The organism is Uniformispora flossi (genome assembly GCF_049534875.1).
GTDB lineage: Bacteria > Actinomycetota > Actinomycetes > Streptomycetales > Streptomycetaceae > Yinghuangia > Yinghuangia aomiensis.
The window spans coordinates 489,792-506,324 of sequence record NZ_JBMULZ010000001.1 but is presented as its reverse complement, the minus strand read 5'-3'; the positions used below and the strand labels follow the sequence as shown (position 1 = coordinate 506,324).

General features: G+C 73.7%; 6 protein-coding genes. 4 read left to right on the top strand and 2 right to left on the bottom strand.

Annotated elements, in window-relative coordinates:
* Positions 1-14 precede the first annotated feature (14 nt).
* Together ACPA54_RS02200 and ACPA54_RS02195 are read left to right on the top strand one after the other, a co-directional pair.
* Complete coding sequence (locus tag ACPA54_RS02200; protein WP_423526186.1) at positions 15-4,823, top strand: DNA repair ATPase; 4,809 nt, start codon at positions 15-17, stop codon at positions 4,821-4,823.
* Between the two features lie 183 nt (positions 4,824-5,006).
* Positions 5,007-5,750: an AIM24 family protein gene (locus ACPA54_RS02195; RefSeq protein ID WP_423526185.1), complete on the top strand. Its 744-nt coding sequence runs from the start codon at positions 5,007-5,009 to the stop codon at positions 5,748-5,750.
* A 5-nt stretch (positions 5,751-5,755) separates the two neighbouring features.
* On the opposite strand, the gene ACPA54_RS02190 is transcribed toward ACPA54_RS02195, so the two are convergent.
* On the bottom strand, positions 5,756-5,932 hold the full coding sequence (locus tag ACPA54_RS02190; protein WP_423526183.1) for a hypothetical protein: 177 nt from the start codon (positions 5,930-5,932) through the stop codon (positions 5,756-5,758).
* Between the two features lie 274 nt (positions 5,933-6,206).
* Between ACPA54_RS02190 and ACPA54_RS02185 the strand changes: the two genes are divergently transcribed.
* On the top strand, positions 6,207-7,106 hold the full coding sequence (locus tag ACPA54_RS02185) for an alpha/beta fold hydrolase (RefSeq protein ID WP_423526181.1): 900 nt from the start codon (positions 6,207-6,209) through the stop codon (positions 7,104-7,106).
* Positions 7,107-7,234: 128 nt separating this feature from the next.
* Entirely contained in the window at positions 7,235-8,728 is a 1,494-nt protein-coding gene (locus ACPA54_RS02180; RefSeq protein WP_423526179.1) for a CocE/NonD family hydrolase, read from the top strand.
* A gap of 13 nt (positions 8,729-8,741) precedes the next feature.
* Here the strand turns inward: ACPA54_RS02180 and ACPA54_RS02175 are convergent, their stop codons facing one another.
* Positions 8,742-16,517 (bottom strand): beta-ketoacyl synthase N-terminal-like domain-containing protein, encoded by a 7,776-nt coding sequence (locus ACPA54_RS02175; RefSeq protein ID WP_423526177.1) that lies wholly within the window; start codon positions 16,515-16,517, stop codon positions 8,742-8,744.
* Positions 16,518-16,533 lie beyond the last annotated feature (16 nt).

Here is a 16,533-nt window from a genome sequence, read left to right as displayed (position 1 = left end):
GGCGCGGCGGAGCGGTGACGGACGCATCGACAGACCCGACCACCCACCCCGCGGCCCCGGCCGGACCGGTCCGGGACACCGGCGACGGCGGCGACTTCGAGGTGCTGTGCGCTCGGCTCGCCGAGCAGGCCGCGGAGCTGGCGCGGCGCGCCGACGAACTCAACGGCCGCCGGCTGGAGGCGTTCGGTGCGACGGGGCTCCGGCTCCTCGGCGGCGCCAATCTGGACACCGCCGGCGACGGCGTGCTGCGCGACCTGGCCTGGGTCGGCGGGACGCTGGTCGCCGGCGGCAACCCCGCCCCGGGGACGCCCGAAGAACACGCGGTGGGCGGGACGTTCAGCCTGCACCGCGGCAGTGCCGCGGACGACGCGCCCGGCTTCGTGCGGGCCGACGACGACCCGGGCCTGTTCACGGCCGCGGAGACCCGCCGGGACGTCGCGGAGCTGTTCCGCTACTACCGCGAGACCCGGCTGACCCAGCTGAACCAGGCCGGCGGCCTGCTGCTGGCGGTCTTCCGCGCCGGGCCCCGGGCGGCCGATGTCCGGGTACTGCGCTGGCGCTTGGCCACCGACGGGACCGCGACGTATGTCGACGCGCGCGGGGAGCGCGACCACACGCTTCCCGCACCGCACGACTTCACGTGGACCGCCGCGACCCGCGACGACCACCGGCCCGGCCGCCACCCGCACATCGCCGTCGGCGACGGGCTGTTCGTCTCCACGGTCGGCGGGACGCTGAGCGTCCGCACGGTCGACGACACCGAGACGGTGCGGGGCGAGATCCACCGCGAACCGGTCGACGAGCCGCTCCAGGCCCTCGCCGACGCCGACATCGCGCACGCCCGTGTCGGCACCCTGGTCCTGCTTCGCGTCCGCCCCTACAAAGAGGACGCGTGGCGGTACCTGGTCCACGCGACGACCACCGGCAGGGTGGTCCGCCTCGACGGCATCGGGCAGGCCGCGCGGCGCCTGCCCGGCGACGACGGCATCGTCTTCCCCGGCGGCTACCACCTCGGAACCGGCGTCCACAAGGAATTCGACACCGGCACCGGCGGCCTGGCGTTCGAGCACCAGGTCCGGTCGCCCAACGGCGAGGACACGCTGTACGTGTTCCGTGACCCCGAGCAGGGCCGCAGCCTGCTCCTGTCCTACAACTCGATCCGCAAGGAGATCGCCACCCCGCTGACGGGCCGCGGATCCGCGCTGCGGGACGACGGCACGCTGGTGCTCCTGCGCGGCGACGGCGAGCCCAAGCGCGTCCACCCGGTGCAGGTATGGGCGACGCCGTACCGGTCCGAGGCGTTCGCCGCCGCCCAGCCGCCGGTCGCCGGGCCGCTCGGCCGCGTCGGCAACGCCGACCTGGTGCACGGCATCGCCGACAGCCACGCCGTCGTGCGGCTGGTGGAGGAATCCGGCACCACCACAGCCGCCTTCGAAGCCGTGCTGGCGGCGTGCGCCCGCGTCGCCGACCGCTACCACTGGCTCGACGACACCGACCTCGGCGGCTTGGCCGAGCCGCTGGGCCGACTGCGCGAGACCGCCGAACAAGTGCTGGCGGAGTTCCGGTCGGTCCGGGAACTGACCCGGGCCGCCGAGGAGACGCTCGACCGGGAGGCCGCCCGGATCGCCGCCCTGGTGCGGCGCGTTCGCACCGACAACCCGCGCGGCGCCGAGGCATGGATCGGCCGGCTCACCGAACTGCGCCGGACCCTGGGCGGCCTGGCGCCCCTGGACGAGCTGCGCTACGGCGACCCCGACCGCGTCGCGGCACTGCGGGCGGACCTGGAGCACGAACTGGCCACCGCGGGCCGACGCGCGGTGGCCTTCCTCGGCGAGCCCGACGCGCTGGCGGACCAACGCGAGGCCGTCGCCGAACTCGCTGTACAGGCACAGGAGATCGCCACCGCGGCGGAAGGCACGCCGATCGCCGACGCCCTGGCCGAACTCGCCGGCGGGCTCGACGTCGTCGCGGAAACCGTCGTCGACCTGGACTTCGCGGACGCCGCGGTGCGCACCGCGATCCTGGCCGATGTCGCCGACCTCCAAGGCGGCCTCGCCCGCGCCCGCGCGCTGCTGGACGCGCGCCGCCGCGCCCTGGCGGAGGAAGAGGGCCGGGCCGAATCCGCCGCCCAGTTCGCCCTGCTCGTGCAGACCGTCGCCACCGCCGTGGCCGCGGCCGACACGCCGGAGGCATGCGACGAGAACCTGGCCCGGATCCTGCTGCGCATCGAGGACCTGGAAGGTCGGTTCCCCGAACTCGACGAATTCGGCGACCGGCTCGCCGCCAAGCGCGACGAAGTCGCCGACGTCTTCGCCGCCCGCCGACAGCACCTCCTCGACGAACGCGCCCGGCACACCGCCCGCTTGACCGAGGCGGCCGGCCGGATGCTGGACGGCGTCCGACGCCGCGCCGACGGCAGCCGGACCCTCGACGAGGTCGACGCCTACTTCGCCGCCGACCCGACGGTCGCGCGCCTCCACCGCACCATCGCCGAACTGCACGACCTGGGCGAACGGATCGCCGCGGAGGAACTCGAAGGCCGCCTCAAGGCCGCCCGGCAGCAGGCCGCCCGCGCGTTGCGCGACCGGACCGACCTCGCCGACGCCGACGGCGGCACCGTCCGCCTGGGCCGGCACCGCTTCGCCGTGGCCCGGCAGAGCGTCAACCTCACCCTCGTCCCGCACGACGGACACCTCGCCTTCGCCCTGACCGGCACCGACTACCGGCGCCCGGTCGCCGACCCGCGTATCGACGCCGTCCGGGAACTCTGGGACCAGACCCTTCCCTCCGAGTCTCCGGACGTCTACCGCGCCGAGTACCTCGCCGCCCGCTTGCTCGCCGACCACGGCCCGGCCGCGTCGGCCGCACCCGGCCTCGACGTCCTGGTCCGGGACGCCGCGCAAGCGGCACACGACGACGGCTACGAACGCGGCGTCCACGACCACGACGCCACCGCGATCCTCGCCGCGCTGCTGCGCCTGCACACCGCGGCCGGCCTGCTCCGCTACCCGCCCGGCGACCGCGCCGTCGCCCAACTGCTGTGGGCGCACGGCACCGACGACGACCTCCGGGACGAATGGACCTGGCGCGCCCGCTCCCTGGGCCAAGCCCGGGACGCCTTCGGGCCGTCCGTCGGCATCGCCGCGCTGCAACGGGAAATCGCCTCGGCCGTCGAGGCTTTCGCGGCCCACGCCGGCGTGGCTTCCGTCGCGGTCCCGGCCCGCGCCGCCGAGTACCTGATCGAGGAACTGGCCGCCGAAACCGCAGGATTCGTCACCGCAACCGCGGCCACGGCCCTGATCGACAAGTTCCGACACACCGCGGGGAACGCCTACGACGAAGCCCTCGTCAACGTCCGGCGCCTCCCGGCCCGATGGCAGCTCGTCGAGGCATGGCTGGGCTCCTACGCCACGGCCTCCGGGCAGCCGGCCGCGGCCGGAGACCTCGCCGAGGCGGTGGCCGTCGAACTGACCCCGCGGCTGCCACGGTACGAACGACCCGGTCCGGCACACGAGACCGTCGGCGGCCTGCTCGGCACCCATCCGCGCGTCCGGCGTGGCGCGATCACCTTGCGCTTCGACGAACTCCTGGCACGCGTAGGCGACTTCCACGATCGCCGGCGGCCCGCGTTCCGTGCGTACCAGGGCCTGCGCGGCGAACTCGTCGCGGCGGAACGCGCCCGGCTGCGGGTCGACGAGCACCGGCCGTCCGTGGTCACGACGTTCGTCCGCAACCGCCTCGTCGACGAGGTCTACCTGCCCCTGGTCGGCGACAACCTGGCCAAACAGCTCGGCTCCGTCGGCAGCGGCAAGCGCACCGACTCGCACGGCCTGCTTCTGCTGATCTCCCCGCCCGGCTACGGCAAGACCACCCTGGTCGAGTACGTTGCCGAACGCCTCGGCATGCTGCTGGTCAAGATCGACGGACCGGCGCTCGGCCACACGGTCGCCTCGCTCGACCCGGCCGAAGCCCCCAACGCCACCGCGCGCCGGGAGATCGAGAAGATCAACTTCGCGCTGGAGGCAGGCAGCAACGTCCTGCTCTACCTCGACGACATCCAGCACACCTCACCCGAACTGCTCCAGAAATTCATCCCGCTGTGCGACGCGACCCGGCGCATCGCGGGCGTCCGCGACGGCCGGGCACACACGCACGACCTGCGCGGCAAGCGCTTCGCCGTGGTGATGTCCGGCAACCCGTACACCGAGGAAGGCCGGCGGTTCCGGGTCCCCGACATGCTCGCGAACCGGGCCGACGTGTGGAACCTCGGCGACGTCGTCACCGGGCGCCGCGACGCGTTCGAGCTGAGCTTCGTCGAGAACGCGCTGACCGCAAACCCCGTCCTCGCCCCGCTCGCCGAACGCGGCCGCGCCGACCTCGACCTGCTGCTGCGCTGGGCAGCCCGGCCGGACGAGCCGATCCGGCCCGACCTCCTCGACCACGCCACGGCACCGGCCGAACTCGACCGCATGCTTGCCGTCCTGCGGCTCCTCCACGGGGCCCGCGACACGGTCCTCACGGTCAACGCCGCCTACATGGCCTCCGCCGCCCAGTCCGACAGCGCGCGGACGGAGCCGCCGTTCCTGCTGCAGGGCTCGTACCGCAACATGAACCGCATCGCCGAACGCCTCGTCCCGGCCATGGACACCACCGAACTGGCGGCTCTGATCACCGACCACTACACCGCCGAGGCCCAGACCCTGGCCGGGGACGCCGAAGCCAACCTCCTCAAACTCGCCGAACTTCGTGGCGTGCTCACGGCGGAACAGCAGATCCGCTGGGAGCGGGTCAAGGCGGCGTATGCGGCGTCAAGGCCCGCGTGACATTTCAAAGATTACGCAACTATGCAATAGTGTCGCCCTGGCCCCTTGCCGCCGTGATCCGTCGGTCCAAGGCCGGGCCCCAGAATCTACAGAGATGTAGATTGTCGGATGCGGCACCGCACACCGGTTCCACGCGCTGTCGGCCGTCGAAGACAGGTACGTCCAGGCAAGGGGTTTTGGCGCATGCAAGGGTCGCTGTTCCAGCACGTCGGCGGGCAGAGCGCGGAGCGTTTCCGGCTGGAGAACGCGCAGGTCCTCGCGGTCCGGCTGGGTGCCGACGCGCCTCCCGAAGTGCTGGCGCGCAAAGGCGCGATGGTCGCCTTCCACGGCGGCGTCGACTTCGACGCCACGTTCGTCACCGGGTACGAGCGGCAGACCTACGGCGCCACCGGCGAGCAGCTCAACCTCATGCGCTGCTACGGCAACGGCACCGTGTACCTCGCCCACCGGGCCCAGTACCTGTGCGTCGTGGACGTCGACCACGACGGGCTGATCGTGGACGGCGAGTACGTCCTCGCCTTCGACCCGCACCTCGCCTGGAACGTCGTCGCGATCGACAGTCAGCAGGCGATCGCCGCCGCCGGCATGTACAACCTCGACATGCGCGGCCAGGGGAAGATCGCGCTGATGACCTCCGGCAAGCCGCTCGTGCTGAAGGTCGACGCCCGCAACGAGGCGTTCGTCGACGCCGACGCGGTCGTCGCGTGGACGGCCGGCCTCAGCACCCGTATGGAGGCGCAGACCGTCAGCTCGCGGGTCTGGCGGCGCCGGGGCGGCACGGGCGAGGGCTGGAACATGTGCTTCATCGGCGAGGGTTACGTCGTCGTCCAGCCCCGCGAGCCGGCCGACCCCGATGAATACGCGGCCCGCGGGCTGCCGTACGGCATGGGGTCGAGCGGGTACCGCGGCAACCAGTGGGGAAGCTGACCTGCTCACCTCGCGGCGGCCGTGGTCGGGGACCGCACGGTCACCGCGCGGGCGGTGGGCAAGGCCGCGCTGTCGGCGGCGAAGTCCGGGGCTCCCGCGGCGTCCGCGCTTCCGGCGTTCGCCGCCCGGGGCCCGTCCCGCGCCGGGTCGCCGCACTGCTCGCCCGCCTCCGAGGTCGGCATGGCCGGCCCCGGCGTCCCCGACGGGCTTCGCGGCCATCGTGGCCGCGGTCGGCACGACCGTCTCGGTGTGCGCCCGGAACCCGCGGACGACGCCGAGGTCCGCCGGCCGACCTTCGCGCCGCCCTGGACGCCTTGGAGTCGACGCTACCCCCCCCGCGACCGCTGACCACTCCGCCGCGGGGCAAGGGGCTCGTCGGGTCCCCGCGTGTCCGGGGCGGGTTCGGGTCGTTAGCCAACTGTCCGGGTTCGGTGATCAAGGAGGGCGGGCGGGCCTGTGGTTTCCGAGACCGTGCGGACTGCGCGGCATTGGGGGTTCACGTACCGGGTGCGGGTGCGGGTGCGGGTGCGGGTGGGTGACGAGCCGGTGTTGGCGCCGATCCTCCTGCTGGGCGGGGCGTTTCAGGACATGCACTCGTGGCGGCGCCACGAGGAGCTGCTGGTTCGTCATGCGGATGTCGTCACCGTGGATTTGCCGGGCTGGGGTGCGGCGGATCACCTGCCGGCCGACGTCGGGGTGGACTTTCTTGCCGAGACCGCCGCGCATGCGCTGGACCAAGTCGGGGTGCGGCGTGTCAACTTGGTCGGCTGTTCGTACGGGTCGCTGATCGCACACCGGTTCGCGCAGCGGTACCCGGAGCGCGTGGTGCGCCTCGTTCTCAACGGTGTGGCGACCGGCCTGACGCCGGAGGAGCAGCGCACACTGGAGGGGCTGGTGCAGCGCCTTCCGGACTGCGATGGGCGGGAGTTCGCGGAAGCCGTCACGGAGCTCCTGTCTCCCGCGCTGCCCGGGCGTCCGGTCCGCCGGGGTGAGGTCATCCGGCAGGTGCTGACCGCCCGCCTGTCGGGGCTCACGGCGGATGCCCGGCGGAAGTTCGCCAGCAACACGATGCGGCTCTGCACCGACGTGCTGCTGGAGCCGCACCCCGCTCCGGCGGTTCCCACGGTGGTGGTCAGCGGGGCCCAGGACACCTTCACTACGCCGGAGCACGGGCACCGGCTGGCGCTCGTGTACCCGCATGCGGCGTGTCTCACCATCGGCGAAGCCGATCATCTGCTTCTGCTGCAACGCGATGTGGAATTCTGCGAGTTGCTCGTCACGCACTTCCGCGGCGGACGAACGGACGTGCTGCCGTTCTGCGTTCCGTGCCCCCGAGGACACGAGGAAGACCGTTGAGCGGCGTACCCCAAGCACCCCAAGCACCCCGGGCACACCGGTGGACCGCGGGTGCGGGCGCGTGTCTTCTCGTCGTGGTCGGACCCGCCCTACCCGAGGCGGCTGCCGAGACCGGGGTGCAAGGAGCGGTGTCCGCCACGGTGTCCCCGGTGGCCGGCGCCGTGTCGGACAGCGTGTTCCACGTGCCCAGCGCCCACCGTCAGATCGCGATGCCGGACGGCACGGTTCTCAGCGCCCGCGTCTACGCGCCGCACCGCGCCCCCGGGGAGACCGGCCGACCGCCGCTGTTGGTCATGCCGGCCGCGAGCTACCTCGGCGAGGACTGGTACACCTTCGAGGCACCGCGCTACGCGGCCGCCGGCTACCTGGTGGTCGCCTACGCCGAACGCGGCATCGGAGGATCGACGGGATACCTCGACTTCGCGGGCTCCCGCGACATCGACGACCTGAGCCGGGTCGTCGACTGGGCGGTCGACTCCGCGCAGGCCGACCCGGCGCGGGTCGGCGTGTATGGCTGCTCCTACGGGGCTTCCGTCGGCCTCCAGGCGGCAGCGGCCGACCCGCGGATCAAAGCGGTGGCCGCGTTCAACGGGTGGGCCGACTTCTTCCGGGCCTTCTACACGCACGACACCGAGCACGAGCTGAGCGCGTGGTTCCACGTGCTGGCAGCGCGGGCCGTCGAGCGGCCCGCACCCGACCTGGCCGCCGGATACCGGGAGTTCCTGCGCGGAAACAGCGCGGCCGTCCGAGAGGCGCTGCGGACGGACGACCGCTCCGTGAACCGCCGGGTGGCCGGGCTCAACGCGAACGGCACCGCGGTGTTCATGGTGAACAACTGGTACGACACGGGCGTCGCCGCACCCGACCAGATCGCCGAGTTCTTCGACGCGCTGACGGTGCCCAAGTATCTGGAAATGCGGCCGGGCGAACACGCCGAAGCCATGCCGTCCTGCTTGGCGGCGACGCTCGATGCCGTCTGCGACCGGGCCCGCGAATGGCTCGACCTCCACGTCCTCGGCCGGCCGACCGGCATGGCCGACGCCGCTCCGCTCGCCGTCCGGCCGCGCACGGCCGGGCCCGACGAGTCCTACCCGTCCTGGCAGGCGATGGCCGCTTCCACGGCAACTCCCGCTCCGGTCCTGCCCGGTGGCAGCCGCACTGTCGCGACCGGACGCGACTCGGGGGCCGATGCGGGCATCCCCGTGGTCTCGCCCGCGCTCGACAAACGCGGGCTGCCGCCGACCGTCGTCATGCCCCTGCTCGCGCCGACCGCCGCGGCGGTGTGGCAGTCCGCGCCCACGACCGCACCGTGGGCGGTGCGCGGAACGCCCCGGGTCACGCTGAGCGTGACGCCGAGCGCCGCCACCGGCACGTTCTTCGCCTACCTCTACGACGTCGACGCGCTCGGTGTAGGGCGCTTGGTCACCCACACGCCCTACACCTTCCGGGACCGGACGCCCGGCGTGCCCTTCACCGTCGACACCGACTTCACGGCGACCGCCTACACCGTCCCCGCCGGCCACCGGGTCGCCTTGGTGATCGACAGTGCAGACCCCCTGTACCGGGCGCACAACCCGTCCGGGGCGCAGCTCGCCTTTGCCGATCCGCGCCTCGGCTGGTGACCGGCGGCTTCGCTCAGAGGGCGTGCTTCGTGCGCACAACCACGGTGTCGTACGTGCGGGACACGGCGAGGTGGTGGCGGCGTCCGGTCCGGTCCAGGCCGGAGCGCAAGTCGTCGGCCACCGTGACCGTGGACGGGTGCGTGCCGGTCAGGCGGGCGATGTGCTCCTTGGCGGCGATGTGTTCGAGGTGGTCGGCGAGCCTGGATCCCGGCGGCAGACCCCACGCTGGTGCCAGCGCGCCGGGCAGCCAGTCGACCCGATCGGCGTCGGCGGCGGTCAGGTGTGTCTCGGTGCCTGCCGTCGTGGACAGGGACAGTTCGGGTACCGCGCACCGCCGCGTGAGGAAGTCCCGGCGGTCGGTCGGGGCGACGCGGGAGAACGGCCCCGTCGGCAGCAGCACGCTGCCGAACCGCAGGGCCGCGAGCACCCGTTCACCGACGCACAGCTGCACGTCGACGAGGAGCGGCGGTGCGCCGTCGCCCGCGTCGGGTGCAAAGGCGACGAGGCGGGCCTCGACGTCGACGGGCCCGTGGTCCGGGAGTTCTCCGTGGAGTTCGAGAGCGTGCAGGTGCAGCGGGTAGCCGACCGTGTCGGGCCCGATCTCGGGCACCCACCGCCACAGGCTCGCGTGCGGGACGGCCTGGACGGCGGCGTCCAGCAGCCCCTGGTGGAGGCGGCCCCGCGGGACGGTTCCGCGCCCGGCGTCGAGCACGGCCGACGATCCGGCGGAGCCGATGCGCAGCGAGGCCAGGTAGCGGAATGCGGGGCCGTGGAACAGTTCCCCGGATGCGTAGGGATCGGGCTGGGGTTGGGCGTCCGGCAACGGGGCGAAGCGCTCGGGGCCAGGCCCGGTCCGCTCCCCGACGATCACGGTCGCGGTCGCCACGTCGTCGAAGCGGGAGAGGCCGGATGCGGCCGCGGTCCGCCAGACGGAGAGCGTCACGGCCGGGCCGTCCGCTCCCGGGGCGCTCCGGACGCGCAGGCGGACGGGGCCGCCGGCCGGGATCCAGCGGCGGAGCCGGACGTCGCGCACGGCGACGACCTCCCGGCCGGTCTCGCGCGCGGCTCCCTCGGCGAGGAGGTCGACCACGGACATCAGGGGAAGCGCGGGCAGCGTGTACGTCGGGCAGTGGTCCGCCAGCCAGGTGTCGGCGGCCGGGTCCACCGTGACCTCGTCGGCCGTTTCGGCCGCCTCGCGTGCCCTGGCAGCCTCGGACGCCCTAGCCGCCTCGGACGCCCCAGTCGCCTCGCGTGCCCCGGCCGCCTCGGGCGCCCGAAGTGGCGCGGTGCCCGGCACGACCCGCATGCCGATGCCGTGTACCTCGTAGATGCACGTGTCGTCGCCCCAGAGTCGGGCGTCGCCGATGACGTACGGGCCGCGCTCGTCGGTGCCGCCGTCCCGGATCTCCATCTCCACCCGGATGGTCCGGTTCTCCGGGGTGATCTGGCCGCGGTACTTCCAGGTCAGCTTGCGGCCGAGCATGACGGGCTCGAATCGGGGGTGGGGGATGCCCGCGGCGAGGCCCCGTTCGATCACGTAGAACTGGAGAAGCTGGCACATGGCTTCGACACCCAGCGAGCCCGGTTGGACGGGGTCCTGGAAGAAGTGCGCCTTGAAGAACCACTCGGCGGGGTCGACGTCCTTCTCGGACCGGAGCCGCCCGAGTCCCGACTCGCCCGCGTCCGGCCAGTAGCCGGTGACCCGGTCGAGCATCAGGAGCATCGGGTCCGGGAGCCGGGCGGGTCCGGCGAAGTAGCGTGCCGGACGGGCGGTGAGGTCGACGGCGAAGTCGCACGGCGCGTCCGGGGCCCCGCGCCGGGCGGCGGCGACCGGGAGCCCCGGCTGATCGGCGAACGCGCTGGGCGGGAAGTACCCGAACCCGGTGGACATCGTGAAGACTTCGGTGTCGTCCGCGAAGCAGCGCACGGCGAACGTCACGATGATCATTCCGCCGCTGCGGGAGATGCCGGTGAGTTCCGCTTCGGTGCGCACCGTGCGGGTGTCCGGGGTGACTTCTCCGGTGAGCGTGCCGGTGCCGTCGAGGTTGCGGAAGAGCAGTTCGGTGTCGGCGGTCAACGGGCACCCGGCGTAGCAGGCCAGCCACCCGCACGGCTGCAGGGCGATTTCCATGAGCACCGCGAACGGCATCACCGCGGCGCTGTTCTGCTCGAAGAACCACACCTCGTCCGGAACGTCGTACTCGGCGACGACACGCAGGCCCTCGCGCAGGGAGTTCTGCTCGCCGTGCGTCGCGAGGATGCGGGTCATGAAGTGGTAGGGCGGGCCGGGCAGCCGGGCGATGCGCTGCGTGCCGTCGTCGAAGCGGCCGAGACCCGGGCCGAAGGCGTCGCTCGGCTTGCCCCAGGCGCACGCGAGGAGGGACGCGTAGTCGAAGGCGAACCCGTCGGACACGGCCACGGGCTTGGCCTCGCGGTGGGCGGCCAGTCCGCCGAGGGCGGCGAGCGGCACCGGCGTGCCACTGATCTGCTCCCGGTGCGCGCCGAGGCCGCGCCAGTGCTCCAGCGGCCAGTCGGGGACCAGGCGCAAGGCGATGTCCTCGCCGTGGAAGGCCTTGACGCCGTCGACGGTGCCGAGCACGTCGGCGTACAGCGTCGGGTACGGCCCCGCGGAGACGCCGCGGACGAAGACCTCGTAGGTGATGTTCCGGCTGTCCGGGGTGGCCTGGCCGCGGCAGCGGGCGGCGGAGGTGCGCCCGGGGACCACGTCGAAGCGCCAGCCGTCCTTGTCCGCGGTCAGCCCGAGGGCGGCCATGTAGAAGGCCATGGCCTGGATGCCGCCTTGCAGCATCAGGGTCCCGGGCATGCACGGGTCGTTCTTGAAGTGCCCGGCGAAGAACCAGTCGTCGGCGGAGACGGGGCTGGTGGCGCAGAGGTAGCCGCGTCGCCAGGGGCCGCCGGACGGGTCGAACTCCGCGATCTCGCGGAGGAAGAGCATGCGGCCGTCGTCGATACGCGGTGAGCGGACGTGCGCGCGGGTGGCGTCCCAGGCGGGTCCGAAGCAGTCGGCGGGACGGCCCTCGGCGAACGCGCGCACCTGGTCGGCCGTGAAACGCGATGCACCGGGCTTCAGCGCCGGCGGATCCAGCGGAAGGTCGAACACCGGGCGGGAGGCCCGCGGATCCCAGCGCACGCCGTCGGTGTCGGCGAGTTCGGCCTTGGTGAAGAAGCCGGCCTGGCCGTTCCGGACGCTCAGCCGCAGCTCGCCGTCGACGTGGCAGTCGTAGTGGAAGAAGAACAGCCGCACGTCGCCGTGCTGGGCGTGGCCGTCGATATGGATGTCGTAGCGGAGGGTTTCCCCCGCCCGCGGCCGCTCCCCGTGGTAGGTCAGGTCGCAGCCCAGGAGCCGGTAGGCGCGTTCGCCGCGGTTGAGCAGGTCGACGCCGAGCCAGCTGATCAGCAGGAGGTCGGCCTGCCCGGCCTCGATCATCAGGCCGGCGGGGATGCGGCCGGTGGCGTCGAGGTACCAGCTGTCGGGCCGGACGTCCGTCTCGGTCCGGATGGTGCCGGTGGCGTGCTCGGGACCGAGTTCCGCGAGCGCGGCCGGTACGGCGTCGATGCCCGTGACGCGGTCGGCGAGGAGCATCGGCGGTTCCGGCATGCGGGTCTGCACGGCGTGGCCGTCCTGCGGGGCGAACGCCGGTCCGAACAGGTCCGAGATGCGCCCCGACGCGAGGTGTTCCAGCTGCGCGCGGTCGAAGGACGGTCCGGGTCGGGGTTCCGGGAGTTGGTCCGGGACAAGGTCCCGGGGCGCGGAGGGCAGCGCCGTCTTCGGTGCGGCCGCCGTCGGCGTCTGATGCGGCACGAGGGTCGCGGGCGGCCCGCCCCGGCGGGCCAGCGCCGCGGCCATCCGCTGCCGGGATTCGAGGAACGCCGTGTGCACGGCGACCTGTTGGGCGAGTGCGGTGCGGTGCAAGGCGGTCACCTGGTGACTGAGCCGCGCCACGAGGCCGCGCACGTCGGCGCCGACGGGCGGCATGTCGGGACGCGGAGTGTGGGTGGCCGCAGCGGTGGTGGCTACGGGCGCGGGCGAGGCCGCTTCCACGGTCACGGGTGCGAGGACGGGTGCCTGCGGCAGCGTCACCGGGGGATGGTCGAGTGCGGGCAAGGTGACCTTCCAGTGCGCGGGTACGTCGACGGTGGGGATCGCGAGGCCCGGTTCGGGTGCAGCAAGTGCGTCGAGCGCCATGCTCGTTCGGACCGGCACGCCGGCCACGGCCAACTCCGCGGCGGCGAGGCGTAGTTGCCGCATCCCCGAGCCGTGCGCAGTGTCGAGGGCGACCGCGACGTGCTCGCGGTCGCCGAGGATTCGTTTGATCCAGCCGGTGCACAAGCCGCGCGGTCCGTGTTCGACGAAGACGCGGACGCCGTCCCGCCAGGCCCGGTCGACGGTGGCCGCGAAGTCGATGGTGCCGAGCCCCTGTGCGGTGACCGCGTCGGCGGCGTGCTCGGCCGTGGCGTGGTACCAGGTCGCCGTCGCCGCGCTGTAGAACCGGACGTCGGGGACGGCGGCGGTCGGCCGGTGGTGCAGCGCCCACCACGCGTCGCGGACTTCGGCGAGTTCCGGTGCGTGCGCGGCCAAGTCGTAGTCGAGCGGCACCGCGCGGCCTGCGCCGAGGCGGTCGACGACGGCGGCGCACGCGTGTGCTTCGCCGCCGACGACGCACACGTCCGGGGCGTTGACGGCCATCAAATGGACCGCGGGTTCGTGGGCGATGGCCGCGCGGACGTGGTCGGCGGGCAGGGCGACCAGGTGGCTTGCCCAGCGCTCACCGGGGATGCCGAGCCGCTGCCAGGCGCGGCGCACCGCCCGGAGTTCGCCGGTGAGTTCGCTGGTGAACAGGCCACTGCGGCAGGTGTCTTCGTGCAGGGAAGCGGCGTCCGGCCATGCGCCGAGGGCGACGAGGGCCGCGGACTCGCCCGAGGAGTAGCCGATCGCGGCGTCCGGACGCAGCCCGAGGACGTTCCGGGAGATCGCGGTGTGGACGGCGGCGAGCCGCGCGGCGCCCCAGATCTGCTGCAGCACCCCTGGGGGGTCGTCGCCGGATGGCGGCGCAACTGCCGCGGCGTGCGCGGGAAAGTCCGCCGCCAGTTCGGTCCCCATGCCCGGGTAGGAGGCCGAGCCGTTGGTGTAGACGAAGGCGGTCTCCCCGACCACGGGCTTGTCGCGGTACAGCACACCGGGCGGCGGGGGCCCGCCCTCGACGAGCCACCGCCGTGCCGCGGGCACGAGCGCGGCGGGATCTCCGTCGCCGACCAAGGCCAGCCGGGCGGGCCCGTCGTCCGATTCCCTGCGCGCGTCGAGTGCGGTGAGGACGTCCTGCCGGTCCCGGCCGGAGAACACCGCCGTCCGCGGGGTTCCGGCGACCGCGAGCGGCCGTGCGTCGGCGGCGCGCAGCCGCACCCGCACGGGCGGTGCGCCGAGCGGGGACACCGTGACGTCGGCGCTCTCCAGCGCGGGGTCGGGCTCCGCGGGGCCTTCCGTTCGGGGTCGCGCCCGGTGCTCCAAGGCCGTTGCGGCGACGGCGACGCACAGCAGGCCGTGGCAGGCGTGGGCCCGGCCGAGGAGCTCGCCGGGGTCGAAGGCGGTGCCGTCGCCGATCCGGAGGTCCGCCTCCTCGGACGCGTCGGCGTCGTCGAGGACGGCGATGACGCGGTCGCCGTCCCGCCGCGCGTCGTCGAGGCGCTTGAGGACGGTCACGACGGCCGCGTCGCCGGAGGCGGCTTCCCGCCCCAACTCCCGCAGCGCGGCCTGGTGGACGGGTTCGCACGACAGGTCGACCGCGCCCACCACCGCGGCGTCCGCCTCGCCCGCCCGCAGCGCGCGTGCGGCAAGCTCCAGCGCCACCAGTCCGGACGCCTCCTCGGCCGAGACGGTGAAGCCGGGACCGGCCAGGTCCAGTTGGGTGTTGATGCGGTTCGCCACCAGGTTCGGCAGACTCCCGACGACCCGCTCCGCGACCATGGGGGGCGAGAAGGCGCCGCGTACCCGTTCGACGAGGTCCGGGTCCGTGCCGAGTCCGGCCTCCGCGAGCCAGGACGGCGCACGCCACCGCGCGGCGGCCCCGGCGATCTCCGGTTCGACGCCGCTTCCGATCACGACCACGGTGGTCTCCCGCGGCAGCGCGACGTCACGGGCGGCCTCCCGCGCGGCTTCCAGGACGAGGAGCTGCCGGGGCATGGTCTGCGCGACGGCGACCGGCGGGAAGCACAGGCCGGCCAGGGCGACACCGACGGTGTCCGCGCCGCGGCGCCGGTCTCCGCCGAGGACGGCCCGGCGGAAGTCGTCGGTGTCTCGGCCGTCGCCGACCCGGGTGGCGACGGAGACGACGGCGATGGGGACGCGCGCGGGGACATCCGCGGGAACGGGTGCGGGGACGTCCGCGGGAACGGGCGCGGGAACGGGTGCGGGGTCGCTCCGGTGTCCCGGAGCCGGCCGCCGGAGCGGCGCGCCGCCGCGCTCGCCGTCCCAGGCGTCGACGATCAGGTGCGCGTTCGTGCCGCCGAAGCCGAAGGCGCTGACGGCCGCTCGGCGCGGCCCGTGCCACGGCTCCGTTTCCCGGACGAGCCGGAGCGGCGTCCCGTCCAGTGCGGCCGCCGGTTCGTCGGCGCCGACTGTCGGCGGACGCACTCCGGCGTGCATCGCCCCCAGGACCTTGAGCAGTCCGCCCGCACCGGCCGGGGCCAGCAAGTGACCGACGTTGGACTTGGCCGAGCCGATCGGCACGTCCGCGCAGTCCGCGAAGACCCGTGCCATGCTGCGCGCTTCGACGGCGTCGCCGACGGGCGTCCCGGTCGCGTGGCACTCGACGAGCGACACCGTCGCGGGCGCGACCCCGGCCGCGGCGTACGCCAGGCGCATCGCCCGCTCCTGGCCCTCCTCGGCGGGGCTGAGGAGTCCGCCCGCGCGGCCGTCGTTGGACATGCCGATCCCGCGGATCACCCCGAGGACGGGCGCACCCGCCCCGACGGCGTCGCGCAGCCGCATGAGGGCCACGAATCCCGCGCCTTCGCCGGGCACCAGGCCGTCGGCGTCCCGGTGGAACGGCCTGCTGCGGCCGGTGCTGCTCACCGCGGACAACCCGCAGAAGCCGACGTGCAGGAACAGGTTGTCCACGCGGTTGACGGCGCCCGCCACCATGAGGTCCGCCGTGCCGTCGTGCAGCCGGTCGCAGGCCAGCTTGACCGCGTACAGCGACGACGCGCACGCGGCGTCGAGCGCGAACGCCCCGGCGCCCAGTCCGAGGGCCTCGGCCGCAAAGTGTGCGGGCAGCCCCGAGGAGAACCGGTTGCGCGCGTCCGGCCGGGCACGCCGGTCGGCCCGCAGCAGCGCCTGATGCTCCCCGGACAACCACACGTGCTCGGCGAAGGCCGACCCGGCGCCGGTGGGATACGACAGGTTCCCCAGTACCAGGCCGGCTCGCGGCATCGGCTCGTCGTATCCCGCCTCGCGCAGTGCCTGCCGTGCGCCGTGCAGCACCCAGAGGAAGGCGGGATCGAGGCCGACGAAGCGTTCCGGGTGGACGAAGAAGCCGTCCGGGTCGAAGACTTCGTCGAATCCGGTGACGTAGCCGCCGATGTCGTTCCAGGTGCGGTCGAGGTGGTCGTCGACCGTCCCCATGACCAAGTCGTGCGGTACCCGCCAACGCTCCGGCGGCACCGGGGCGAGACTGCACCGGCCCGCGGCGACGTTGTCCCAGAACGCGTCCGGGCCGAGGGCGCCGGGAAGGACGCACCCCCGCCCCACGACGGCGATCGGCTCGAATCCCACACCACTCTCTTTCCAC